This is a genomic window from Verrucomicrobiaceae bacterium (assembly GCA_016713035.1).
Taxonomy (GTDB): Bacteria; Verrucomicrobiota; Verrucomicrobiia; order Verrucomicrobiales; family Verrucomicrobiaceae; genus Prosthecobacter.
The window spans coordinates 62,621-87,527 of sequence record JADJPW010000016.1 but is presented as its reverse complement, the minus strand read 5'-3'; the positions used below and the strand labels follow the sequence as shown (position 1 = coordinate 87,527).

25 protein-coding genes and 1 pseudogene are annotated in these 24,907 nt (G+C 59.3%); 15 read left to right on the top strand and 11 right to left on the bottom strand.

What is annotated here, in order from left to right; all coding sequences use genetic code 11:
* Positions 1-91: 91 nt before the first annotated feature.
* From IPK32_25825 to IPK32_25800, 6 genes are all read left to right on the top strand, one after another.
* A complete protein-coding gene (locus IPK32_25825) occupies positions 92-364 on the top strand; it encodes a WXG100 family type VII secretion target (GenBank protein ID MBK8095298.1) in 273 nt (90 codons plus the stop codon).
* A gap of 11 nt (positions 365-375) precedes the next feature.
* The gene (locus tag IPK32_25820; GenBank protein MBK8095297.1) at positions 376-909 is read left to right on the top strand and encodes a hypothetical protein; all 534 of its coding nucleotides are present in this window, start codon (positions 376-378) and stop codon (positions 907-909) included.
* Positions 906-1,106 carry a hypothetical protein gene (locus IPK32_25815; GenBank protein ID MBK8095296.1) on the top strand — a complete coding sequence of 67 codons (201 nt, stop codon included), beginning with the start codon at positions 906-908 and terminating at the stop codon, positions 1,104-1,106. The genes IPK32_25820 and IPK32_25815 overlap by 4 nt, the downstream gene beginning before the upstream one ends.
* A 277-nt stretch (positions 1,107-1,383) precedes the next feature.
* A complete protein-coding gene (locus IPK32_25810; protein ID MBK8095295.1) occupies positions 1,384-4,707 on the top strand; it encodes an ATP-binding protein in 3,324 nt (1,107 codons plus the stop codon).
* A gap of 27 nt (positions 4,708-4,734) precedes the next feature.
* Entirely contained in the window at positions 4,735-5,541 is an 807-nt protein-coding gene (locus IPK32_25805) for a hypothetical protein (protein MBK8095294.1), read from the top strand.
* A 406-nt stretch (positions 5,542-5,947) separates the two neighbouring features.
* Complete coding sequence (locus IPK32_25800) at positions 5,948-6,121, top strand: hypothetical protein (protein MBK8095293.1); 174 nt, start codon at positions 5,948-5,950, stop codon at positions 6,119-6,121.
* 80 nt (positions 6,122-6,201) lie between these two features.
* Here IPK32_25800 and IPK32_25795 read toward each other — a convergent pair whose 3' ends face one another.
* The 5 genes from IPK32_25795 to hemW form a co-directional block, all read right to left on the bottom strand.
* Positions 6,202-6,405: a DUF350 domain-containing protein gene (locus IPK32_25795; GenBank protein ID MBK8095292.1), complete on the bottom strand. Its 204-nt coding sequence runs from the start codon at positions 6,403-6,405 to the stop codon at positions 6,202-6,204.
* Between the two features lie 22 nt (positions 6,406-6,427).
* Positions 6,428-6,619, bottom strand: coding sequence for a hypothetical protein (locus IPK32_25790; GenBank protein MBK8095291.1), 192 nt, complete (start codon positions 6,617-6,619; stop codon positions 6,428-6,430).
* Between the two features lie 21 nt (positions 6,620-6,640).
* A complete protein-coding gene (locus IPK32_25785) occupies positions 6,641-8,563 on the bottom strand; it encodes a DUF4178 domain-containing protein (protein ID MBK8095290.1) in 1,923 nt (640 codons plus the stop codon).
* A gap of 91 nt (positions 8,564-8,654) precedes the next feature.
* Positions 8,655-9,113: a hypothetical protein gene (locus IPK32_25780; protein ID MBK8095289.1), complete on the bottom strand. Its 459-nt coding sequence runs from the start codon at positions 9,111-9,113 to the stop codon at positions 8,655-8,657.
* 52 nt (positions 9,114-9,165) lie between these two features.
* Positions 9,166-10,266, bottom strand: a complete 1,101-nt coding sequence (gene hemW, locus IPK32_25775; protein ID MBK8095288.1) for a radical SAM family heme chaperone HemW — start codon at positions 10,264-10,266, stop codon at positions 9,166-9,168.
* Between the two features lie 54 nt (positions 10,267-10,320).
* Between hemW and IPK32_25770 the strand changes: the two genes are divergently transcribed.
* On the top strand, positions 10,321-11,295 hold the full coding sequence (locus tag IPK32_25770; GenBank protein MBK8095287.1) for a squalene/phytoene synthase family protein: 975 nt from the start codon (positions 10,321-10,323) through the stop codon (positions 11,293-11,295).
* 136 nt (positions 11,296-11,431) lie between these two features.
* Here the strand turns inward: IPK32_25770 and rpsI are convergent, their stop codons facing one another.
* From rpsI to IPK32_25755, 3 genes and pseudogenes are all read right to left on the bottom strand, one after another.
* Positions 11,432-11,824: a 30S ribosomal protein S9 gene (rpsI, locus tag IPK32_25765; GenBank protein MBK8095286.1), complete on the bottom strand. Its 393-nt coding sequence runs from the start codon at positions 11,822-11,824 to the stop codon at positions 11,432-11,434.
* Between the two features lie 40 nt (positions 11,825-11,864).
* Positions 11,865-12,298: pseudogene (rplM, locus tag IPK32_25760) on the bottom strand (50S ribosomal protein L13).
* 153 nt (positions 12,299-12,451) lie between these two features.
* Positions 12,452-13,474, bottom strand: coding sequence for a hypothetical protein (locus tag IPK32_25755; protein MBK8095285.1), 1,023 nt, complete (start codon positions 13,472-13,474; stop codon positions 12,452-12,454).
* 105 nt (positions 13,475-13,579) lie between these two features.
* Here IPK32_25755 and IPK32_25750 point away from each other — a divergent pair, with 105 nt between their 5' ends.
* Both IPK32_25750 and IPK32_25745 read left to right on the top strand, forming a co-directional pair.
* On the top strand, positions 13,580-14,005 hold the full coding sequence (locus IPK32_25750) for a (deoxy)nucleoside triphosphate pyrophosphohydrolase (GenBank protein ID MBK8095284.1): 426 nt from the start codon (positions 13,580-13,582) through the stop codon (positions 14,003-14,005).
* Positions 14,006-14,163: 158 nt separating this feature from the next.
* Positions 14,164-16,011 (top strand): KUP/HAK/KT family potassium transporter, encoded by a 1,848-nt coding sequence (locus tag IPK32_25745; GenBank protein MBK8095283.1) that lies wholly within the window; start codon positions 14,164-14,166, stop codon positions 16,009-16,011.
* Positions 16,012-16,024: 13 nt separating this feature from the next.
* Here the strand turns inward: IPK32_25745 and IPK32_25740 are convergent, their stop codons facing one another.
* Positions 16,025-16,663: an N-acetylmuramoyl-L-alanine amidase gene (locus tag IPK32_25740; GenBank protein ID MBK8095282.1), complete on the bottom strand. Its 639-nt coding sequence runs from the start codon at positions 16,661-16,663 to the stop codon at positions 16,025-16,027.
* A 159-nt stretch (positions 16,664-16,822) separates the two neighbouring features.
* Here IPK32_25740 and IPK32_25735 point away from each other — a divergent pair, with 159 nt between their 5' ends.
* Positions 16,823-17,770: a ThuA domain-containing protein gene (locus tag IPK32_25735; GenBank protein ID MBK8095281.1), complete on the top strand. Its 948-nt coding sequence runs from the start codon at positions 16,823-16,825 to the stop codon at positions 17,768-17,770.
* Positions 17,771-17,895: 125 nt separating this feature from the next.
* Positions 17,896-19,104 carry a saccharopine dehydrogenase family protein gene (locus tag IPK32_25730; GenBank protein MBK8095280.1) on the top strand — a complete coding sequence of 403 codons (1,209 nt, stop codon included), beginning with the start codon at positions 17,896-17,898 and terminating at the stop codon, positions 19,102-19,104.
* A gap of 22 nt (positions 19,105-19,126) precedes the next feature.
* On the opposite strand, the gene IPK32_25725 is transcribed toward IPK32_25730, so the two are convergent.
* Entirely contained in the window at positions 19,127-20,041 is a 915-nt protein-coding gene (locus IPK32_25725) for an alkaline phosphatase family protein (protein ID MBK8095279.1), read from the bottom strand.
* A 192-nt stretch (positions 20,042-20,233) separates the two neighbouring features.
* Here IPK32_25725 and IPK32_25720 point away from each other — a divergent pair, with 192 nt between their 5' ends.
* The 3 genes from IPK32_25720 (at position 20,234) to rpmA (ending at position 22,010) form a co-directional block, all read left to right on the top strand.
* A complete protein-coding gene (locus tag IPK32_25720; GenBank protein MBK8095278.1) occupies positions 20,234-21,028 on the top strand; it encodes an HAD family phosphatase in 795 nt (264 codons plus the stop codon).
* Between the two features lie 375 nt (positions 21,029-21,403).
* Entirely contained in the window at positions 21,404-21,718 is a 315-nt protein-coding gene (gene rplU, locus IPK32_25715; protein MBK8095277.1) for a 50S ribosomal protein L21, read from the top strand.
* 31 nt (positions 21,719-21,749) lie between these two features.
* Complete coding sequence (gene rpmA / locus IPK32_25710) at positions 21,750-22,010, top strand: 50S ribosomal protein L27 (protein ID MBK8095276.1); 261 nt, start codon at positions 21,750-21,752, stop codon at positions 22,008-22,010.
* Between the two features lie 80 nt (positions 22,011-22,090).
* Here rpmA and IPK32_25705 read toward each other — a convergent pair whose 3' ends face one another.
* A complete protein-coding gene (locus tag IPK32_25705) occupies positions 22,091-23,800 on the bottom strand; it encodes an Hsp70 family protein (GenBank protein MBK8095275.1) in 1,710 nt (569 codons plus the stop codon).
* Between the two features lie 53 nt (positions 23,801-23,853).
* Here IPK32_25705 and trpD point away from each other — a divergent pair, with 53 nt between their 5' ends.
* The gene (gene trpD, locus IPK32_25700) at positions 23,854-24,891 is read left to right on the top strand and encodes an anthranilate phosphoribosyltransferase (GenBank protein ID MBK8095274.1); all 1,038 of its coding nucleotides are present in this window, start codon (positions 23,854-23,856) and stop codon (positions 24,889-24,891) included.
* Positions 24,892-24,907 lie beyond the last annotated feature (16 nt).

Sequence of the window (24,907 nt, the reverse complement as noted above, 5' to 3'; positions counted from 1 at the left end):
GACCAAAGAGAACGCACGAAATCCAGCCTTTGCGCCAGAAAAGGAGCAAGAAAAAATTGCCCTGTAGCTCCCAGATCATTTAGGATGCTGCATGGCCCAGGCAATCATGAACCCCGAAGAGGTCCGTCGTTTCGCGGCGGAGCTCAAACGCTTCAATACCGACATGCAGCAGCGTGCTTCCTCGCTGCAAAGCCGCTTCGCAGCCCTCGGTGAGACTTGGCAGGACGCCGAGCACGAAAAATTCGGTGCCGAATTCCTCACCACCATGAAAACGATCAAAAAATTCATGGAAATGAGCGAGCAGCACACCCCCTTCCTCCTGCGCAAAGCACAGAGGATCGAGGACTATCTCAATCAACGCTGAGGCATCGAACCATGGCCGACCAAGCCCGCATCTCCAATCTCGACGCCATCGAGGCCTTTCGTTCGGCGCTGATCGTCTTCATCGCGAAGGCGCGGCAGTCGCTCGATCAGGCGCAGGATGCCGTCAAAAAAACGCGCGGCTGGCTACAAACCGAGCAGCCGCAGTACTGGACTGCGCAGATCAAGGCGCGGCAGAAGCGCCTCGATCAAGCGAACGCCGAGCTCATGTCCGCACGCATGTCCGAGTTCGTGGAAAGCCCCACCGTGCAGCAAATGGCCGTGCGCAAATGTCGCTATGCCCTGGAAGAAGCGCAGCAGAAGCTGGAGCGCACCAAGCACTGGGCACGCGACTACGACCGCAGTGTCGATCCACTTTCCCGAAAGCTCGACGGCCTTCGCGACTACCTCGACAACGACCTCGCCCGCGCTGTCTCCTTCCTCACAGAAATCCTGAAAATCCTCACCGCCTATTCCGAGGCCCACGCACCTTCTGCCGCCCCGATGGTGGAGCATAACCCACAATCCGCCACCGACTCCCCACCATGAATCTCACTCAGACCACTCGCGAGCTCTCCGAGCGCTGGCATGCTACCAAGGCGCATTGGCGTGACGGCAAAGCCATCGAATTTGAAAAACTCTACCTCGAACCTCTCCCTGGACTTGTCAGCAAAGCCGGTGCGATGATGAACGAACTCGAAAACCTCCTCCGCAAGATCCGCAAAGACTGTGAGCAAACCAACTGACCTCCGCGCCTCGCGCATTCTCCAGCTTCATACCACGCTCCGAGACACCTCCGCCGACTTCGCCCGGCGCAGTGAGACCATCGCCCGTGAGGTCCGTGCCCGGCGCTATACCGCCGAGCAGAATCACCTCCACCAGGCTGAATCCCTCGATGCCCAGGCTGCCGCGCAGGCTGCTGAGACCGCTGCGCAGTGGCAGGGGCATCTCGATACCGTGCTGGCACGCCATGCGGCACGCGACACGGCCTTTCAGCGCTACCAGCACCGCATCGAGCGTGACATGCCCTCTTTGATGCAAAAGGAGCGCGAGCGCTGGCTCGGTCGGCAGCAGATGCGCCGCATCCATGCCCAGTCTGCGCTGAAAAAAGCGCTCGCTCAGATACAGGTCTTCTCTGCGCCGCTCGCAGATCGGCTCACTGCGGCCAAAGGCCGGCTACTCGCCGTGTTAAAAGCCACGGGCGGAAAACTCACACGCCAGGGAGATGTCACCCCTTCCGCCATCGCTCTGAGCGACATCCCAGCCCGTGTCGAGAGCATCGAGGCCCAAGCTGCGGACTACGAGGCAAAGCTCGCCACCCAGAGCGGCGGCTTGTTGAAAATGTTTAGCAAATCGCCCGTCGATCTGCATCAGCTCAGTGCCTCTGTGCATGATTACGAGACCGCTGTGGCCGAGCTCAATGCCGCCACCGATGCCGCCAACGCGGAGGCACAGGCCCTCTATGATGCCGAGGACGCCATCGTCAGCGCAGAGTGGAATCGTGCCGATGAGATCGCTCAGAAATACAAAGCGGATATGCTGCATCGCAATGCTACGCAGCTCCCGCGCATGCTGACGCTCAATGACCGCCTGCGGCAGCGCAGTGCCTCACACGTCGAGGCCCAAAAAGCCGCCCACCTCGCTGAACTGGCTGCGCCTGCTGCCGAGACGCGGAATGCCGCCATCGCCAAGCATGAGGACTGGCTCGCGGCCTACGATGCCGCATCGAAAAAGCGCTGGATCGACCTAGAAACCGAATGGGACGCGAAAATCCCGTCCTTGCTCGCCCAGGTCGACGAAACGGCTGCATTCCCCGCCGCTGCGTGGAGCAGCGATTTCACGCCGAGCAGCACGTTTCCGCCTCACAGCCGATTCGCGACCCTGAATCTCGATTTGAGCCATGAAACCGCCGTTTTCGCCAAGGACACGCCGCTCTCGCTCGATGGCCACGAGCACGTTTCCTTGCCACTGGCACTCACCTTCCCGCATGAGGGCTCCCTGCTCATCGAAACCGATGATGACGGTGGCAAATGGGTGCCGGAGGTGATGAATAGTCTCATCTTCCGCATCCTCAGCACCGCACCTCCGGGGAAAGCGCACTTCACCATCATCGACGCCGTCGGCCTGGGTCAAAACTTCGCCGGATTGATGCATCTGGCTGATTACGAGCCTGCGCTGATCAATCGCCGCATCTGGACGCAGCGTGACCACATCGAAGAGCGCCTCCAGGAGCTCAATGAGCACGTGGAAAAGGTCATCCAGATGTACCTGCGCAACGAATACGCCACCATCACCGAGTACAATGAGCAAGCCGGCAGCGTGGCGGAGAAATACCACTTCCTCGTCATCGCCGGATTGCCCGCTGGATTCAGCGAATCGGCCATGTCGCGACTGAAGAGCATCCTCGCCAGCGGGCCGCGCTGCGGGGTTTTCGTGCTCGCGCATTGGGATCGCCGCCAGGCGCTGCCAGAGGGCCTCACGGTGGAAGATCTGCGCAAGCACTGCGTGCGCATCGTTCGTGAAAAGGGCGTCGTCAGCTTTGGCGGCATCTCCACGCTCACGCTCGATCCTTTCATCAGCGACGACATTGCCGCCGACCTCGCGCATCAGATCGGGCAGGCCAGCATCGACTCAAACCGCGTGCAGGTGCCGTTTTCCGTCGTCGCACCGAAGGAGATGTGGAGTGAAAGCACCACCAACGAGCTGCGCATCGCCATCGGCCGCACCGGAGCCACCAAGCTGCAAATGCTCGCCATCGGCAAAGGCACCAAACAGCATGCCTTGCTCGCCGGTAAGACCGGTTCCGGTAAATCGACGCTGCTGCACATCATCATCACAAATCTGGCGCTCACATGCAGCCCGGATGAGATCGAGTTCTACCTCATCGACTTCAAAAAAGGCGTCGAGTTCAAGTGCTACGCCGATGCCCGGCTGCCGCACGCCAAAGTCATCGCCATCGAAAGCGACCGCGAGTTTGCCCTCAGTGTGCTGCAACGCATCGACGAAGAATTGAAACGCCGTGGCGAGCTGTATCGCAAACTCGGCGCTCAAGATTTGGCCGGTTACAAAAAAGCCGGCGGCACGGAGCCGATGCCGCGCAGCATGCTCATCATCGACGAATTCCAGGAATTCTTCGTCGAGGACGACTCCGTCGCTCAAGGTGCCGCACTGCTGCTCGACCGCATCGTGCGCCAGGGCCGTGCGTTCGGCATTCATGTCTTCCTCGGCTCCCAAACGCTCGGCGGTGCCTACACGCTCGCCCGAACGACTTTGGGTCAAATGGTCATCCGTATCGCTTTGCAGTGCAACGAGGCCGATGCCGCTCTCATTATGGACGAGGGCAACACAGCAGCCCGCATGCTCTCACGGCCCGGTGAAGGCATCTACAATGACGCGGCGGGTGCTTTGGAGGGCAATTCGCCTTTCCAAGTCGTCTGGCTCACGGATGAAGAACGCGACGAAAACCTCGCCAAAGTGGCCGCACTGGCCCAGACACGCGGATTCGGCAAAAAACGCCCCATCGTGTTCGAAGGCAACATGCCCGCCGATGTCCGCGACAACGTCCTGTTGGCCGCCGCACTCGAAAATCCGCCCGCAAAGGCCCCTGCCGATCCACGCGTGTGGTTGGGCCTGCCGAATGCGATCAAAGGCCCCACGGATGCTCTTTTCCCACGTCAGAGTGGCCGCCATCTGCTCCTCGTCGGACAGAACGATGAAGCCATCGCCGCGATCATGGGCCTAGCGATGATCGGAATGACGGCGCAGCATCCCCGCGACAAAGCGCCTGCCTTTTATCTCATCCACAGTGCCCTCGCTGAGACACCGGACTTCGACTTCCTCGAAGCCGCCGCCGCACGGAGTCACGCGAAGATCACACAGGGGCACGAAGCCCCCGATTTCATCAGCGAAGTACACGCTGAGATGAAACGCCGCAGTGATGAGGGCAGCGCAGGCGATGCGCCCATCTTCCTGCTCATCCACGGCCTGCAAAAGTTCCGCAAACTGCGCTACGAAGAAGATTTCTCTTTCGGCGGCGACGATTCGCCGAAGCCCGGCAACCAACTCAACGAGATCATCAACGAAGGTCCACCGCTGGGCATCCATCTCATCACCAGCCTCGACACGCTGAACAACATCCAGCGCTGCCTCAGCCGCAAAGCGCTGAGCGAGCTCGGCATGCGTGTGCTCTTCCAAATGAGCGCGAATGATTCCGCGAGTTTGATCGACTCACCGAAAGCAGGCTCACTCGGCCTGAATCGCGCGCTTTTTTACAGCGAGCACGAGTCGCGGATGGAGACATTCAGGCCTTTTGCGCTGCCTAGCCCGGAGTGGGTGACTGAGGTGTGATGATCTGGGTGACTCTATTCAATCAGAATGAATTCATTTCCTCCACGCCACATTTGCATTGCAGGATCGCTGTTGATTGCAGCAGCGGTAGGTTCTGTGACGGAGATGCTAGTTTCGTGGAGCAAAGGAGGGTTGAACCTCAATTTAGGCTTCTTGGCGATGCCAATTGGCTACGGGCTTTTGATAGGTCGCCCAATTTCACGAAAACTGGCACTCTTTTTCTCAGGCATTGCATTACTTTTTATCGGAGCAGGCGGCCTTTGGCTTTTTCTGACTTCGTTCGCTCTTCCTTATCCAGATTCGAATTTCTTCGTGATCGAATGGTCCATTATAGCTGCATGCTGCTTGTATGTTTTTATCGTCTTAATCACCAAACAGCATCGAGAATGGTTTGAGGCCACAAAAGCGGAGAATCCCCCATTGAAGTCTTTTTGCTGGTCTGTGGCAGTCGTGACAGCAGTCCTACACATTACAACAAAGACACTGCTATGGTGGACGGAGGAGACTCTTAGCCAAGTTTACTCGATCCACACCAAGGTCACGCCCTACAACATTAAGACCGGAGAAGGACTTAAATCGCTCTCCTTTGAGAGCGCTCAAATTAAGTCCGAGGTGCATGGCAAGGTTAGGATGCCCAAACTGAGTGTCTCATCCCAAAGTGGGGGAGAGGGCATGGAACTTGAGTTCTCCGGCGTAGCCGTTCAGCCAGTCACTGTCACGCTCAAATCTGAAGGCTATCAAGCGAACCCCATCATTCTGAATGCGGAAACCGAAAGTGAGCTGCGCATTCCCATGCAACCACTTGAGCCAGCCTTACCCCAGTCGTCCAACTAACCCCAGTCCGTCAGTTTCATAAGGCTGATCACGCATTTGCAATGATTGGCGGCGATTTTGGGCACCATAGGAAGTTCCTGGACTATAGGCGCAGCAGCAGCTCGGCACCATTCGGTCAGGGCGGGCGACGACTTGAAGATGCAGTTCGGTGGTGGTTTCGCTGGAGACTGTTGCAGCGGTATTGGCGGCGGTGGGGGCGCTCTCGTTTCTGACGGGTAGCACGACATCCATGCTGCGCTAAGAGGAGGATTTCTCCTTCGGCGGCGATGACAGCCCGAAGCCCGGTAACCAACTCAACGAAATCATCAACGAAGGCCCACCGCTAGGTATCCATCTCATCACCAGCCTCGACACGCTCAACAACATCCAGCGCTGCCTCAGCCGCAAAGCCCTGAGCGAGCTCGGCATGCGCGTGCTCTTCCAAATGAGCGCCAACGATAGCGCCAGCCTCATCGACTCCCCCAAAGCCGGCTCCCTCGGCCTGAATCGTGCACTGTTTTACAGCGAGCACGAGTCACGGATGGAGACATTCCGGCCGTTTGCGCTGCCTAGCCCGGAGTGGGTGACGGAGATGCCGTAGGCGCTGAAAACAATCTATTCGCCCTAGCTTGCCGAGGGGGTCATTCGTCCTTTTGCGAAGGAAGAATGAGCCTACGGATGTCAGTGAATGGCGGAGGCGATGATGAGGCAGATGCCGAGGGCGGCGGCTCCGACGACGATGGCGAGGGCGATGTTTTTTTCTTCGACGAGTTGCTTCCAGAGGTCGTAGGGCGTGAGCTTGTCCACGATGATGAAGCTGACGATGAAGATGACGACGCCGAGTAGGGCGTAGATGAAGGAGTTGAGCAGGATGGTGGTGTCCATGTGGGTTGTGGGAGGTGCGGGGTTATTTGTGAAAGCCACTGCCGAAGGACCAGCCGCCGCTGCTGCTGGAGATGGCTGGACGGTAACGGTAGCTGGTGCTGTGGATGGCGGAGCGGTTGGAGCTACTCTGGAGGATGCTCCAGCCGCGTGTGTTCGCGAGGGCGAGGTAGCCGCAGGCGAGGATGCTGAGGGTGTTGTAGATGGGGTGTTTCATGAGTCTGCGGTGATCGGCGATTCAGTCATCACTGGAGGCGGTGGCGTAGGGGCTGAAGTCGCTCTCCATCCAACGTTGTTTTTCAAAGGTTGAGGGACGTAGGCGGACCCAAATGGGCCAGAGACAGATGAGGCCGAGCCCGAGCCAAAAATTTGACCAAAAGAGGCCTCCACGCTCGATGGTGAGTCGTGCGGAGGTCATGGGAAGGGAGGCGGAGGCATCTGGCTCAAAGCGCAGGTAATATTTTCCTGCGGGGATGGCTGGGAGGATGATTTTGGCGGTTTGTTCTTCGAGCTGGCCGCTGTGATTGCTCATGGGTAGCGTGACGGGCACGGTGGCCTGTGTTTCGGCGTTCACGAGGTCGCCTTTGAGGGCGAGGAAGCCGCCCGTGGTGAGCTGGCCAGTCGCTGAGGTGATGTGCAGCGGCGCTGAGCCTCCATTTAGGGTGAAGCTGGGTGACAGGATGGTTTTTTCCAGAGCGCTGGCTCCTGCATAAGTGACGGTGGCTTCCTGTACGCGACTGGTGTGATCGATGCCGATGAAGAGGAGCTGGATGAGGATGTAGGCGGCTAGGGCAAAGAAAAAGGAGCTGCGTGTCTCCTGCCAGCGCTGGAGATGGGGATTGGGCTCATTGAGGTAGCGGCCCGTGGGTGTCGGAAGATGGCGGCCTGCGGGGAGGAAGGCGGCGGCGACTTCTGGATGCGTGACGTAGTGTCCACCGGACCAGGTGATTTCATCGAAGTCTTTGCTGTATTCCGAGGTAAGGACATAGGGTGGGCTGATGTGATCACGCACGTCGGCACGCTCACCGGATTTTACACGCCAGTAGAATTCCCCGAGGACGTCGGTGGTGGAGACGTTCTCTGCGGCGAAGAGTGCGAACATTCGCCCCATCCAGAGCTGGTTCGTGTGATGACCGGGCAGGATGCGCACGAGTGACCAGTGGCCGCGGAAGGTGACGAGGAAGCGGAAGCCGAGCCAGGGATTAAAGAGCAGGAATTCATCCCACTGGCACCAGCGGTCCTTTCTGCGCATGAAGCCGATGACTTCCCAGGTATCACCGCAGAGGACGCCGCGTGCTCCGATGGGCAGTATGGGCTGGATGCGGAGGGCAGTTTTTTCCACATGGCCGACGGCGGCCAGTACGGGCTGTGAGCTGTCCAATATGGTGCCACAGGAGCCGCAGACGGCGGACATGGAGAGACCTTCTGCGCGGATGTTTACGGGAGCGGCGCAGTTGGGGCAGTTCGTGGCGGTGCTCTGCTGCCGCGTGATTTGTGCATGTTCATCCCAGCCGGGGACTTTGCGCAGATGGGTGAAATGCAACTCATCGAACTGGGCATAGTGCCCTTCGTAAAAAGTACGCGTCTCTCCTTCGATCTCCAGGGTGCCGAAGGTGCCCTGCGGGCCGGTGAGATCGACGCTGCGGCGTTCTGCGCCGGGTTGCACGGCGTAGGGCAGCTCGCCTTCTGCGGCGATGCAGCGGGCTGTTTTGACATCGGTGACTAGCCACTCGGCTCCGGCGAGTTTGAGGCGTTTTTTAGCCTGTGGCGTGTTGGTGAGCTTGGAGGCTTCTGGGGCGTCTTTTTCGAAGCTGATGGTGTAGTAGCCCATGACCTCTGCGATCCAGCCGATGCGGCCATTGCCGAAATCGGCGCACCACTCGGTCCAGCTCCCTTCACCCCAATGAAGTCGTAGGCGACCGATGAGGGTGAATGCCTGACCGGTGAAGTGGCCATGGGTGCCGATTTGCAGCGGAGAGAGGTCTGGCGGTAGCTCGGCGATGACGCCGAAGGTGCTGACTTGAAAGTCATCGCGCACGACGGTGGAGCGACAGTGCTCGCAGACGGCGAAAATGGCTACGGAGGAGCGAAATGGTACGGGTGCTCCGCATTGCGGGCAGTCATATCGGCGTGTGTCGTATGCGGGGACGGTTTCGGGCACGGTGCGGAATGAAGCGGGGGCGGGCGAGATTGAAACATGGAAAAAAGGCCAAAAAGCGGAAGAGCGGTTCGTCGCTCTTAGCTGCGATGGATCACAACTCGTCGTGATGGACCTGGGTTAGCTGCCACTGCCAGGGCCAGCCGCCGGTTTTCCGCCAATGGAAGATACATGGGCTGCGGAGCTGGTTTGCACGATCACGCACGGCGATGGCGATCTGGCTGCCGAGGCCGGTCACGCGGATGACTTGGCGGCATACGCCTTGATCACGGCTCGCCTGGATGGTGGTTTCACGGGCTTCGATGTCGAGGGTGACGAATCCATTGAGTGCTTTGTCCAGCTCGGGCATGATGGAGTCGCGGTTCATGCCGCCGAAGGTGGCGAAATCGCTGGCGAAGGTGTCTTTGACCTTTTCCCAGTCGCGATCTTCTACGACGGCGAGGAAGTGCTCCTGCGCGGCGAGTATCTGCTGCTCTGGTGAGCGCAGAAAGAGCCACCACACGCCATAGGCGAGAATGGTGAGCAGGAGGGCGAGGAGGATGCGACGAATCATGAGGGGATGAGTGTGGATGCGGAGTGACCCCGCTTGGATGATCAAAAGCAAATCAGGACATGAGTGCGACGGCGATGGGATCGACGAGGGGCTTGCCAGCACGGGTGAGGCGGATGTGGTCATCGGCGATGATGAGGAGGCCCTGGTCACGGAGAGTTTCTAGCATGGTGCGGGCCTGGGGTGCGATGAGGTGCTGGGGGAGGCCGCGTGCGGTGCGTAGCTCTAGGCCGAAGCGCTCGGTGCGGCGGTTTTCTGGAGTGAGCTCTTCCAGGTCGGTGACGGTGCTTTCTCCTGCGAGTGTTCGGGCGATGTAGAGATCGGTATCGGCGATGTTTTTCCAGCGGCGGCCTGCGAGCGTGGAAAAGGCCCCTGGGCCGATGCCGGCGTAGTCTGCTCCGAGCCAGTAGGCTTCGTTATGCTGGCTGCGATGGCCGGGGAGGGCGTAGTTGCTGATCTCGTAGTGCTCGTATCCACGGCTTTCGAGCAGATCGGCTGCTAGGGCGAAAAAAGTGGCGTCGCGGTCTTCATCGGTGCGGTATTCACCTTTTTGGAGGCGGCGGAAAAAGTCGGTGTCCTCTTCAAAATTGAGGTTGTAGGCAGAGAGATGGTCTGGGGCGAGCTGGAGTGATTTTTCGAGCGTTTCACGCCAAGTTTCGATTTTTTGGCCAGGGATGGAAAACATGACATCGAGGCTCAAACTGGGGAAATCGGCTGCGCGGAGCAGTTGCCACGTTTCTTCGGCCTCTGCGGGTGTGTGATCACGACCGAGGGTGTGGAGTGTGGGCTGGTCCCAGGCTTGGACGCCGAGGCTGACGCGGGTGACGCCGTGTTCACGCATGAGGGCGGCTTTGGACGCGGTGATGGTGCGTGGATTGGCCTCCAGAGTGTATTCGGTGACTTGGGAGAGGTCGATGCGATCTCGTAGTCCGCTCAGGAGACGAGCGAGATGCGTGTCACTGAGCATGGTGGGTGTGCCGCCGCCGAAGAAGACGGTGCGCGGCTGCCAGTCATGGCCGGTGGCTTCTTTGAGCAGGGCATCGACAAAGGCGGCGATGTCGGTGCTGCCGGGCGTGTGCTTGTGAAAGCTGCAATAGGGGCAGATGCGGTGGCAGAAGGGGATGTGGACGTAGAGGTGCTGCACGCGATTGCGGATTGCGGATGGCGGTTTGCGGATTCATGGAGCGACTGCGCATCGACAGCAAGACACATGAACGACGAATCCCACCATGAACGCGAGCTCGGAGGCCAGTTGCTGGCCTCGGTGTCGCGGTCGTTTTATCTGACGCTGAAGGCGCTGCCGGTGGAGCTGCGGGAGCCGATCTCGCTGGCGTATCTGCTGGCGCGGACGGCGGATACGATCGCGGATACGGCGAGTGTGAGTGCGGCGGTGAGGCTGGAGTGCCTGGAGCAGTATCGCAGGCTGCTGCGGGGTGGGGATGAGGTGGCAGCGCTGGCACAGCGGCTAAGAGCGGAGTTTTGCCCGATGCAGGAGGATGAGGCGGAGCGGCGGCTGATGGAAAAATTCGCCGAAGGGATCGCGTGGCTGCGGACGATGGGGCCACGGCCACTGGAGGCGATCCAGAGTGTGCTGGAGCATATCATTGATGGGCAGATGCTGGATATACGGCGCTTCCCAGCGGATGGGGAATTACGCCGCTTAGCCAATGAGCAGGAGCTGGATGAGTACACCTGGCTGGTAGCGGGCTGTGTGGGTGAGTTTTGGACGCAACTATGTGCCAGTGAGTTGCCCGCATCGCTGGATGGGGCGGTGACGACGGCGCAGATGCAGGCCTGGGGTGCGCGGATGGGGAAGGGGCTGCAACTGATCAATATCCTGCGTGATGTGGGTGAGGATACACGGGATGGCCGCTGCTATCTGCCGTGTGAGGAGGCAGAGATCCCTGCGCAGTGGCGGAGATGGCTGGAGGTCTGCGTGGAGCACCTGGAGCAGGGGCTTTGCTATGTGAAGCATGTGAGCCATGGGAAGCTGCGCTATGCCACGGCGCTGCCGCTGCTGCTGGGCATTCAGACCGTGGCGAAGATGCGTGCAGCACCATGGGAGCGTGTGCTGGCGGGGATCAAAATCTCACGCCTGGATGTGGCGAGCATTCTTGCCCAGGCGGCGCTGGCTTGTCGTAGTCCAGAGGCTCTGGAGCGGCTGTATCGGAAGCTGGCGGCGTGATCATCGCCGTCGGTGTGGAGGACTGGCTTTTTGGTGCTGGTCTTCTGGGGACTCTTGCCGGAAAAAACAAAGCCCCGCGTTGCTGCGGGGCTCTGGATGTGGGGAATGATGGGCAGGCAACAGCCTCGGCAGCGGATTAACGCTTGGAGAACTGGAAGCGCTTACGAGCACCTGGGCGACCTGGCTTCTTACGTTCCTTGGCGCGGCTGTCGCGGGTGAGGAGGCCGTTTTGCTTCAGGGCTCCGCGGAGCTCTGGGTTCACACGGATGAGAGCGCGGGCGATGCCGAGGCGGACTGCGCCGACTTGGCCGGTGATGCCACCACCATTGGCCGTGACGCTGAAGTCATAGGTCATGCGGGTGTTGGTGAGGGCGAGGGGGAAGATCACCTGGTTCTGGTGAGCGACGATGGGGAAGTATTCTTCGAAATCACGTCCGTTGACGGTGATGGAACCGGCTCCCTCGCGGATGAAGACGCGGGCGATGGCGGTTTTGCGGCGGCCTGTGGAGTTGGCGATGGGCTTGCTCATGAAAAGACGTGCTGGGAGGCTCTAGGGATGGACGGGTGACTCAGGAAAGAACGAAAGGCTGCGGATTGTTCGAGGCATGAGGATGCTCGGCACCACGGTAGATTTTGAGCTTGCCGAGGACGGCGCGACCGAGGCGATTGTGAGGCACCATGCCTTTGACTGCACGCTCGATGAGGAGCTCTGGGCGGCGCTGGCGGACGCGGGAGGCGTTTTCGACTTTCTGGTTACCGATGAAGCCTCTTTTGGAGGTGTAGATCTTCTGTTCTTCTTTTTTGCCGCTGAGGCGGACATCGGCTGCATTCAGCACGACGACGAAATCGCCCGTGTCCACATGAGGGGTGAAAGTAGGCTTGGTTTTGCCGCGCAGGATATTGGCCGCAGCCACGGCGACGTCACCGAGGATCTGATCCTTGGCATCAATGACGTACACTGGCGGTTCGTCTGTTCCTGGGCTTTGGCGGAAAATGTCTTCATTGAACGATGGGGGCTTTCGAGTGTTTTTTCCTCGGACCCTGGGGTCGGAGGGGCGGCGAGGATAGGAGACAAGGATGGAGTGTCAACCGGAAACTGGGCATGGAATGATGCCAAAGTTGACTCTGGCGGGTGGGAGTGGCGTGGGAGCTGCCCTCATTGCGGGGAGTCCTCCCGCAGGAGGCTGAGGAGCTCCCGCATGCGCAGCTCGATATTCAGGAGGCTGGCCTGTACGCCGGCTAGCCACTCGATGTCGGCCCCCTGGGGATGTTGTTGGACGAGTTTGTCGGTGGCATTGAGGGCGGCGGCGAAGAGTGGCAGGCTCTGCTCCAGATCGGTGACGAGGAAGTCCCACTGTGGCTGCTGGCCTTCGGAAAAGGGCCGTAGTACATGGATCAGGTGCGCAGCGAGGTCGGAGACGGTGGCCAGCAGGCGCAGCACGGCGGGGCGTGTGCGGATCTCATCATTAAAGACCAGCAGGCTCTGAAAGCGGCGCAGTTCGTTGGCGAGTGCGGTGGAGCGTGCGATGGGGCTGCCGCTCGTTTTGCCTGCGGCGGGCTGAGTGCGCCTGCGTGCCGGTGGGCGGCTGTCAAAGGGGTCTGCCTGGGGTGTTTTGGGCAAAAAAGGGTCTGCCATGCCGCCTGCGGGCTGGAGTGCATCGGGCATGTCCTCGGCATCGGGCTGGCGCTGGCCGAGGAGGAAGTGCTTCCGGCGGGCACGGCTGTGGCGGAGCTGGGCGGATTCCTCGTCTTTGGTGAGCTGCCAGCGTGGGGCGGAGACGCGGAGCTGGAGGTGCCAGGACTGGATGAGGACACGCTGGCCCTGCTGATTGAACCACTCAAAGAAGAGCATGTTTTTGAGCCCTGGTGGCTCGGGGAATGGGGAGGCGACTTTCCCCCCACGACGGCGCGGCATCTTGGCGACGCGGTAGGAGGCGGTCATGACACCCGTGTGGCCATTTTGCAGTGGATGCACGGCTTCGACGGCGGCCTCATTCATCTCGGGCAGCGGATTATGGAAGTCCACGCGGCAGCCGGCGATGTCGCGGAGGAAATTCCCGACCAGCTCGATGCGCACGGGTTTACTCTGGCCAGTGAGGTGGAGCATGCCGGTGACGAGACCGGGTATTTCGTTCGTGAGATAGCCTCCGAGCACGGAGGATTCGAGGCAGAGAATCATTGTGAGGCAGGTACGCTAAGAGCCATCCGCAAAAGGTGCAAGCCTGCCGCTGCAAATCGTTTCACTTTGCTTGCTGCGCCTATGGATTGGTGCCAGGGCAAGGGGATGTCCCATGTTTCTGTCGTATGCGCCATTTTGCGGCGTGATGATCTTTTTTTGCTGGCCCGCCGTCCGCCAGGGAAGAGGCTGGGCGGCCTATGGGAATTCCCTGGTGGCAAGGTGGAGCCTGGGGAACTGCCGGAGGCGGCGCTGCATCGCGAACTGGCGGAGGAGTTAGGCTGTACGGTGCGTGTGCTGGCCGAGTTTGCCGCTGTAGATCATGTCTATGAATGGGGAGCGATCCGGCTGCTGCCTTTTTTGTGCGAATTGGCCCCAGGGAGCACGGAGCCCGTGGCGCATGAGCACACGGAGCTGGCCTGGAGTGCTCTGCAAGACCTCGAGAACTACGAATTGGCTCCAGCAGACCTTCCGGTGCTCCAGATGCTGCTGAAGAGAGTTCTTGGGCCTGTTAACCCTCACAGCGGCATATAGCCCTTCTGTGCCGAACTGTCCCTTGCGCGGCGAGGGCCGCTGGCTAACGCCTGCCGTCCCTGAACTTCATCCCAGGGCTCCAGGAGCTTCCCTGGAGACTTTTCATGTCTGAACATAAGAACTCCTCCAGTTGGACCCTGGCCCTCGTGGCCTTGGGTGTGGTCTTTGGTGACATCGGCACCAGTCCACTCTACGCTCTGAAAGAAAGCCTCACGCATGCCAAGCCCATTCCGGGTGATCCGCTCGGTGTGCTAGGACCGCTCTCGCTGATGTTTTGGTCGCTGATAGTGATGGTGTGTTTCAAATACCTCACCTTCATCACCAAGGCCACCAACCATGGCGAAGGCGGCATGTTCGCCCTGCTGACATTGTTTCGCTCGGCGAAGTGGTCGTTCAAACCGCAGACGACAGGCGCAGTGGTGCTCATCGGCATTTTCGGGGCCTGCTTGCTCTATGGGGATGGGATGATCACACCTGCGATTTCCGTGTTGTCCGCCGTGGAGGGGCTAGCCCTGCTGGATGCCCAATTAGGCACCAATCTGGCGGAGTATGTCGTGCCCATCGCGGCAGGGATCATCATGGGACTGTTTTTGATCCAGCGGCACGGCACGGCCAAGATTGGCGTCGCATTCGGGCCCATCATGATTCTGTGGTTCCTGACGCTGGCCACGCTGGGCATCCTCAATATCGGTGCCTATCCAGGCATTTTCTCCGCACTGCTGCCTCATCACGGGGTGAATTTCCTGCTGCATCACGGTTACGAAAGCTTCGTGCTCATGGGACTGGTCTTGCTCGCCGTGACAGGCTGCGAAGCGATGTACGCAGACATCGGTCACTTTGGCAGGCCGCCGCTGGTCAGGAGCTGGTATGTCATCGTACTCCCGGCGCTGATGCTCAATTACCTGGGGCAGGGGGCACTGGTGCTCTCAGATGTGAAGGCCTCTCTCCAGCCCTCATACCACCACTTTTTCAGCCTAGTGCCAAAACCAGCCCTCATCCCGGTCATCCTACTGGCCACCGCCGCGACGATCATCGCCTCCCAGGCCATGATCACCGGGGTGTACTCGCTCACTCAGCAGGCCGTGCAGCTCGGCTACCTGCCACGGCTGAAAATCATCCACACCAATGCTCATGTGCGCGGCCAGATCTACATGCCGCAGGTCAATTACCTGCTCATGATCGCCTGCTTGGGCTTGGTCTTCACCTTCAAGTCCTCCACCAATCTCGCGGCTGCCTATGGCCTATCCGTGGCCATGGACATGACCATGACGAGCATTCTCTTTTTCCTCGTCTCACGCCATGTGTGGAAGTGGGATCTATGGAAGGCCCTGCTGCCGATGCTGATCTTCATAGTCTTCGAGCTAGGCTACCTCAGCGGTGGCATACTGAAAATCCCCCAAGGTGGCTGGTTCCCGCTGGCCGTGGGAGCCACCATGTGGGTCATCATGAAGACCTGGATCGACGGGCGGCGCATCCTCTACCAGGCGATGATGCGCGGACGCTTGCCGGTCGATTTCCTCGTCGATGAAATCAAAAAAGACCGCATCATCCGCGTCCCCGGCACTGCTGTCTTCATGAGTGCGAGCGCCGATGGCCTACCGCTATCCCTGCTGCATCATTTGAAGCACAACAAAGCCCTGCATAAACAAGTCGTGCTACTCACCGTGCGCTTCGATGAAATCCCGCACGTCACCAAGGGAAACCGCTTCGTCATCGAGGAGTTCCATGACGAATTCTACCGCATCGTGCTCCACTACGGCTTTGCCGAGTCCCCCTGCGTGCTCGATGACCTCTGCACCGCCCTCCATACCAAGGGCAAGGTCAAACGTGATGGCATCACCTTCTACCAGAGCCGCGAAGTGCTCCACACCAATGGCCCAGGCAAAATGGCCCGCTGGCGGAAGAATCTCTTCGTCATCCTCTCCCGCATCGCCCGGCCTGCCACGGGCTACTTTGAGCTGCCACCGCGCCAAGTCATCGAGCTAGGCATCCAGTTGGAGGTTTAAGATCCCTCGGGGCTCACAGAGCCCGGCGGTAAGCATTCACACGCTGGAGAAAGGCCGCCCACTTCGGACCGAGGCGGCCCCCATCGAGCAGGAAGTGTGGGCATTTTTTATGCCCCAGGTCACGCCCATCACTATGACGGATCATGCGCCAGTGCATGTGCGGCACCACATGGGAGAGCGGGATGTTGTGCTGCTTCATCAGCCAGGCTGTGAGCCGCGCTGTGCGGTCGAGGGTGCGTGCGCGGTCATTGCCACGGTTCTCACACATCTCGATGCCGATGGAGCTGCGATTGCCCATGCCATCATAGTCGGCGTGCTCGCCGCGCTCATTCGTCGGTAGGCTTTGCCAGGCGCTATGATCATCCACGGTAAAATGCCACGACACATAGCCGATGGCGTTCTTCGGCCCTTTCAGGGAGCCGCTTTTCAGCACCTGAGCATGGGAGCGAGCATCCGCACCACGACCGAAATTCTCCGTCGCATGGATGGTGATGAAGCGCGGGGTCATGGGGCGGTAGATGCGCCGCGCATACATCCCACGCGGCACCAAATCGACCGTGACACCCGGTGGCACGGCCTGCGGCCCCTGCATGGCACAAGAACCCAAAATGACAGCAAATCCGACGAGGAGGACGAGGTGCAGGTTTTTCATGGTAATGCTGTTCTAGCCGAAAATGCTCCGATGTGAGCAAAAAAGTGCTCTGGAGCACTTTTTTCGCAAAAGGGGGCTCGGCGAAAAAAAGCGCATCTTCGCGATCATCAATTCGGGTGCAAAAGACCGCGCAAAATCGCGTTAGCTCACCACCACCCTATGATAAAACGCTTCACGCTCCTCCTCGCTGCTACCCTTTCACTGAGTTCCGCCTTTGCTGAGCCGAAAAAACTGCTCGTCGTCACTGTCACGACCGGATTCCGCCACTCATCCATCGAGACCGCGGAGAAAGTGCTCGCCGAGCGCGGCCAAAAAACCGGCGCATGGACAGTGGACTATGTACACCACCCTGAAGGCCAGCCGAAGAACCCCGGCAAACCGCCCGTGAAAGGCGAAAAAGAGACCGATGAGGCCTTCAAAGCCAAGCAGGAGGCTTACAGCACCGCACTCGCTGACTTCAATGCCGCCAACAAACTCTGGGGCGATAAAATCAAAGCCTACATGGCCGACAAAATGGCCCTCGATAAAATCAAGCACTACGACGGCTTCGTCTTCGCCAATACCACGGGCGATCTGCAACTCCCAGACCGCGAAGGCTTCATCCAGCTCATCAAGGGCGGCAAAGCCTTCGTCGCGATGCACTCCGGCAGCGACACCTATCACCCCTTCCGTGGCTACATCGACATGCTCGGCGGCGAATTTGAAACGCACAAAGCCCAGGTCGAAATCCAGCCCATCGTGCACTCACCCATGCATCCAGCAGTGAAGTCCGTCCCGAGTGGCTGGAAGGTCTTTGATGAGATCTACATCATCAAATCCTTCGATAAAGCTGCGGTCCATGGCCTGCTCGGACTCAATGCCCATCCCAATGACAAAACTCCCGGCTACTTCCCCGTCTCCTGGTGCAAAGAGTACGGCCAAGGCAGAGTCTATTATAACTCCCTCGGCCACCGCGAAGACGTCTGGGACCCTACTTGGAAAGAGGGCACCAAAGATCGCAAAAACAGCCCAGAAATCGCCCGCACCTATCAGGAAATGCTCATCGGCGGCATCAAATGGGCACTGAAGCTGGAGCAAGCAGAGGCTCCGAACGGAAACATCCCGTAAAGTAGCTGCGGAGCACCGCTCCGCGATGTGTCACGCGAGTAACCGATGCAGGCTTGCATTCCCAGCATGCCTGCTAGACTCGCGCACCTGATTCAGACACCAAGAATCACTCCTCACACCTCATCATGTCCCACAGAGTCCTCATCATCGGAGCCGGCGGCGTCGGCCGCGTCGTCACCCACAAATGCGCCCAACTCCCAGAGGTCTTTGGCGAAATCATGCTCGCCAGCCGCACCAAATCCAAGTGCGACAGCATCGCCGCCGAGCTGAAGCGCCCAATCCAGACCGCCGGTGTCGATGCCGACAATGTCCCCGAGCTCGTGAAGCTGCTCCAGAGCTTCAAACCCGAGGTCGTCATCAATGTCGCACTGCCCTACCAGGACCTCACCATCATGGACGCCTGCTTAGAAGCTGGCGTGCACTACATCGACACCGCGAACTACGAGCCCAAGGACGTCGCTAAATTCGAATACCACTGGCAGTGGGCCTATCAGGATAAATTCAAAAAGGCAGGCCTCACCGCCCTGCTCGGTTGCGGCTTTGACCCCGGCGTGACCAATGTGTACACCGCCTACGCTTTGAAGCACCACTTCAGCAAGATCGACACCCTCGACATCCTCGACTGCAACGCTGGCGATCACGGCAAAGCCTTCGCCACCAACTTCAATCCCGAGATCAATCTCCGCGAAGTCACCGCCAACGGCCGCTACTGGCAAGACGGCAAGTGGGTCGAAACCAAGCCGCTCGAAATCAAGCGCAGCTTCTCCTTCCCAGACGGCATCGGCCCCAAAAACATCTACTGCCTCTATCACGAAGAGCTGGAGAGCCTCACCAAGCACATCCCCATGCGCCGCGCTCGCTTCTGGATGACATTTGGCGATGCCTACATCAAGCACATGGAAGTCCTCGTGAATGTCGGCATGACCGGCATTCATCCCGTGAAGCACAAAGGCGTCGATATCATCCCCATCGAGTTTTTGAAGACCCTCCTACCCGAGCCCGGCACTCTCGGCCCCGATACCAAAGGCAAGACCTGCATCGGCAACTGGATCGAAGGCACCGGCAAAGACGGCAAGGCCAAGCGCTACTACGTTTACAACATCTGCGACCATCAAGAGTGCTACCGCGAGACCAATAGCCAAGGCGTCAGCTACACCACGGGCGTTCCCGCCATGATCGCAGCTCGCCAGCTACTGACAAATCCGGCCGAGTATCGCCAACCTGGCGTCTGGAATGTCGAGCAGCTCAATCCAGACCCCTTCATGGCCGATCTCAATGCCTACGGCCTGCCGTGGGTGGAAACCTGGCCCACCGAGCCGCTCCCCGGCGAGTAAAATCGGCCACGCAGCACCACGCTCACTCAAAAGCAGTCACCACCGGCTTTCCCTCAAAGCTCGCTGGCACATCCAGCAGCCACAGGGCCGTCGCGGCGGTGTCATACGTCGTCACCTTCTCCGTGACGGAGTGGCCTTTTTTCACGCCCTTTCCCCAGGCGACCCATAGGATCGTCATATCATCCGGGATGTTCAGCCCATGCGTCTTATCATGCCCGCCGTGGTCTGCGCTGATGAGCATCACACTGTCCTCTGCGATCCCTGCATCCTTGATCGCCTGCCAGACTTGCCAGAGAGCCTGATCGGTCACTTTGAAGGCCTCTTTTTGCTCGGGGGAGCCCCAGCCGCTCTTATGCCCGGCGCTGTCTGGGTCCGCAAAATGGATGAAGCATAGCTCTGGCTTCTTTTCCTTGATCCACGCGGCAGCCTGACCCGCCACAAGCTGAGAGGGCTTTTTGTCCTTTTCGATGGCGGGTGTGCCTGCCACAGGATCACGCGTCTGCGGCCCACCGAAATCAAAGACGTCCAGCGAGTTCTCTAGCCACAGGTGGCGGAATTTCACCTTCCCCACAAACATGCCCGTCACCGCCTGTGGCCGCACTGCACGCAACATGGAAAACACCGTCGGCACCTTCACAAAGCCCTTGATCGGCGTGTAGCCATTCCAGAGCACCTGATGCGTCTCAGGGCTCGTGCCCGTGAGCATCGAAGTATGCGATGGCAGCGTGATGGAGGGGAAAATGGTGCTCGCCTCCCATGTCACCGCACCCTCAGCCGCGATCTTTTTCAGCGTAGGCATCTCACTCTGCGCGATGACGGCTGGCTTCCCCCCGTCGATGCTGATGATGAAGACATGCTTTGCCCGTTGCTCTGCCTGGACGGCGCTGGCGATGGCGAGTAAGCAGCAGAAAAAGCGTGGGAACGAGAGGGAAAACATAAGCGCCGCACCATGAGCCAATCCGTTATAAAAACAAAACGAATTCAGGCCGCCGCACCTGCCTGGTAGGCTCCTGCAAGATCGGGGAGGCATTTGATCTGAGACTTCTCCTTCACTCCCTCATCCCGGCTCTTGCGGGGGCATGCTGCCTCGCCATGAATGCGAGCCCTTTCCCGCCCCCACACTGCGTCCATGGCCGCCGTCAAACACCGTTTCATCCTCAGCTTCGACTTCGATGGCACTCTAGTGCATCCGCAGAGTGATCCGGTCTTTCACCCTGGTCTCGGGCAGATGATTCAGTTGTTACGCTCCCAAGGTGCAGCCTGGGTCATCAATACGGGTCGCAGCCTCGGGCAGACCATGGACGGGCTGGCCCAGCACGGCATCTTCATGGACCCGGACTTCATCATCGCCCAGGAGTGCGAGATCTATAAACCGGGCTTCTTTTCCGCCTGGAAGGACTCCGGGAAGTGGAATCGCGAGGCGAAGCGGGCCCATGAGCGCTTCGTCAAAGATCACCGCACCGCGCTGGATGCCATCAAGCAATTCGTCACCACCACCACCCAGGCGGACTGGATCGAGGATGGCGACGGCGGCATCGGCATCGTCGGTAAACAGGACGCTGAAATGGAGAAAGTCTGCCAATTCATCGACCAGCAGGCGCAGCAGGCCCCCGACATCGGCTACCAGCGCAACGGCATCTATCTGCGCTTTTCCCACAGTGGATACAGCAAAGGCACCGCCCTATCGGAGCTAGCGCGGCAGCTCGGGCTGAACGCCGCCGCCTGCTTCGCCGCCGGGGATAACTACAATGACCTCAGCATGCTCGACACCCGCCATGCGCACATGATCGCCTGCCCAGGGAATGCCCTGGAGCCCGTGAAGGACATCGTACGCTCCAGGGGTGGATTTGTGGCCACCCGCTACGCCAGTGAGGGCATGATGGAGGCCCTGACGCACTTTTTTGGTGGTCCCAAGCCCGTCTGAGGCCCGTCTTACGTATGAAATGACGAATTGAACCTGGAAAATACCAAGCGGGTGACAGGATTAACAAGATTACAGGATTATGCAGGATTTACCCTGGGTAACTAGGTGTGGTCGCGGCGATTTCAAAGCTCTGTCCTTGCGGATGTTTTGCCGCTATCAAGTTAGATGCCGTTAATCCTGCATAATCCTGAAAATCTTGTTAATCCTGTCCTCATTTCCATCCGTGCAATTGCGTTTTTTGGTGAGTAGGCCCCGTCTGAGGCCCAAAACAGTGCTTTTGAGGGCAAGTTTTGACTTGCCGAGTCTAGGCAGGTGTGGAAGTCTCCGCCCCCCTCGCCCCTGGCGTGGGTCCCCTCCAACTCTCCCTTTCAGGTTATGGCATACGCAATCATCAAAACAGGTGGCAAACAGTACAAAGTCTCCGTCGGCGATAAGCTCGACGTAGAGAAGCTCACTGCTGCCGAAGGCGACACCGCAACATTCGACCAAGTGCTCGCAGCAGGCGAGGGCTCCAGCATCCGTGTTGGTGCTCCTACTGTCGATGGTGCTAGCGTCAGCGCCAAGGTGCTCAAACAGCACAAGGCCGACAAGGCGACCACCTTCAAATTCCGCAAGCGCAAGGGCTTCCACAAAACCCGTGGCCACCGCCAGCCGCTCACGCTGGTGCAGATCACTGCCATCAACGCCTGATTCATCTCAACCTCTATACCCCTCACTCGTCATGGCTCATAAGAAAGGTCAAGGTTCCGTCAAAAACGGTCGCGATAGCAACAGCAAGCGTCTCGGCGTGAAGAAATACGGCGGCGAAGTCGTCATCGCTGGCAACATCATCCTCCGTCAGCGCGGCACCAAGTGGATCACCGGTCGCAATGTCGGCATCGGCAAAGATCACACCATTTTCGCCCTCGTGGACGGCACCGTCCGCTTCGACAAAGATGGTCGCCGCGTGAATATCGACTCCGCAGCAGCCCTCCAGGCTTAATCGGCAGCGACAACGAACTCTTTTTAAACAGGCACGGATGACCTCCGTGCCTGTTTTCTTTGTTTCGCGGCTTCAGCACCTCACAAGACACCGCGCCGGGCCAGGGACTCCTCCATCGCACGGTCGATGAGCATCACCGCAAGAGTTTGAGTAGCATCATCGAGCTGCTGCGTGGCGGCTTTGAGCGCACGCGCATCATGCTCCGGCGCATCCAGTATGCGGCGAACCTCCGCAGCGCAGGCACGGACTTCGGCAGAGTCACCGAGCTGCTCCAGCGCCGCATCTACAGCGGGAAGCAGCTCCTCCGCCTTCATGCGGGCCTCCGTCCACACGCGTTCGTTCATGTCCTCAAAGGCATACTCCACGCTTTCGGAGATCATTTGCTCCACACGCTCATCCTCCACGTCGATAGCGGTGCCACGGATTTCCAGCGTAGTGTCGGTGCCCGTCGCCGTATCGCGTGCCAGCACATGCAGGATGCCATCTGCATCCAGACTGAACTGCACGCCCACGCGGGCGCTGCCCTTTGGCCCGGCGGGGAAGGGGACCTCGATGCGGCCTAGCTCCCAGTTATCCTTCGCCAGCTCACGCTCGCCTTGCAGGATGCGGATGAGCATCAAATCCTGGTTCGCCACCGCATTGGTGAACATCTCCCCAGCCTTCGCGGGGATCGTCGTATTGCGTGGGATGATGATGTTCATCAATCCGCCAAAAGTCTCGATACCGAGCGATAGCGGCGTCACATCGAGCAGCAAAACCTGCCGCAAGCTACCGCTCAAGATGCCCGCCTGGATCGTCGCACCCAGGGCGATCGCTTCGTCCGGGTTTTGCGTCGTGTTCGGCGCTTTGCCGAAGAGCTGCGCTACAAACTCACGCACCAGCGGCATGCGTGTGCTGCCACCGACGAGGATGACTTCATCCAGATCACCCGCCTTCACCCCAGCATCGCTCAAAGCTCGCAGGCAGTGCACCCGCGTGCGCTCCAGCCATGGTTTGGCGATTTTTTCCAGATCAGCACGCGTGATCGTCAGGCCATCAAACTCGGTCGATTCATCGCTGGAGAGGCGTTTTTTCGCAGCCTCGGCAGCCTCCAGCACACGCATGTCGTCTGGCGGCAAATTCAGCCGTTGGGCGATGAAATCCGCCAGCGCTCGGTCCAAATCATCACCGCCTAGCTGCGTATCACCCGCTGTAGCCAGCACTTGGAAGACGCCCTCGCGCATCTCCAGCACGCTGATGTCAAAAGTGCCGCCACCCAGGTCATAGACGGCCACTTTTTGATGCTCGCCGAGTTTATCCAGCCCGTAAGCCAGCGCCGCAGCCGTCGGCTCGCTCAAAATGCGCTCCACGCTCAATCCGGCCAATTCACCGGCTTTTTTCGTCGCGGCACGCTGTGCGTCATTGAAGAACGCAGGCACCGTGATGACCGCACGACTCACTTTTTGCTCCAAAGCTCGCTCGGCGATGTTTTTGAGCTTTTTGAGGATTTCCGCCGAAACCTCCACCGCCGTCACACCGAGCGATTTCAGGTCATAATGTGGCTGCCAGCCACTTTCGCCACCACGGCGGCCAATGAGGCGCTTCACCGATGTGACCGTGCTCTGAGGTCGCAGCGCCCGCTGCCGCAGCGCCGCAGCGCCGACGATGATTTCACTGCCAAAGCTCACCGCACTCGGTGTACTGCGGCTGCCATGCTCATCTGCTAGCAAAATGGGGAAACCACTATCCACCACGCCCACCAGCGAGTTCGTGGTGCCGAGGTCGATGCCGAGGATGAGATCAGAGTTCAAGTGAGGAGTGATGTTCGCATTGCTAAACACGGGTCAGCATTCAAAATCAAATCATGCAATCACTCATCCAGCAGCTCAGCGCCAAAAAGAACCTCGACTCCGAGCAGGTCCGCAGTGCGGCCAGCCAGCTCGTCGATCCGGCACGGCCTGCGGCGGAGAAAGCGGACTTCCTGCGTGCATTGGCCAAAAAGGGCGAGACTCCCGCAGAGATCGCCGCCTTCGTGGAGGAATTCCTCCAGCTCGCTGTCGATCCTGGGCTCAATCGTGACAAATTACCCGGTCCGATGCTCGATGTCGTCGGCACGGGCGGTGACAAGCTGCATCTCTTCAATGTCTCCACCACTGCCATGTTCATTCTGGCCGCTGGCGGCGTGTGCGTGACGAAACATGGCAATCGCGGCATCACCTCCAAAGCCGGTGGCGCAGATGTGCTGGAGGCGCTGGGCATCCACATCGATCTGCCGCGTGAGCGAGTCGTCGCAGGCATCGAAAAGCTCGGCCTGGGCTTCTTTTTTGCGCCGCTCTACCACCCGGCATTCAAAGCCGTCGCAGATGCCCGCAAGCTACTCGCCGCAGAAGGCCAGCGCTCCATTTTTAACATGCTCGGGCCGTTGTTGAATCCTGGTAGGCCGGATTACCAGCTCATCGGTGTCTTTGATCCCGCGCTCACGCATGTCTTCGGCGAGATTCTGGTCAAACTCGGTCGCAAAGCCGCCTGGATCGTCCACGGCAGTGCTGGCGGCGATCAGGGCATGGATGAGCTCTCCACATTGGGTGTGAATAAAGTCTGCATGCTCCAAGGCGCAGACATCAGTGACCTCCAGCTCAATCCGCAAAAGCTCGGCTACCCAGAGGCGCAGCTCACCGACCTCGTCGGTAGTGATGCTCGTGAAAATGCCGCCATCCTGGAAGGTGTGCTCGCTGGCACCATCCGTGGGCCGAAGCGTGACATCGCCGTGCTGAACGCGGCGGCAGGCTTCGTCATCACCGGACTCAGCAGTGAGCTCGATGAAGGGAAAGCCCGCGCAGAAGAGATGCTCGATCGCGGTGCCGCCCACGCTAAGATGCGAGCTATGCAGGAGCTACGCTGATCGCGGTGGGTTTCAT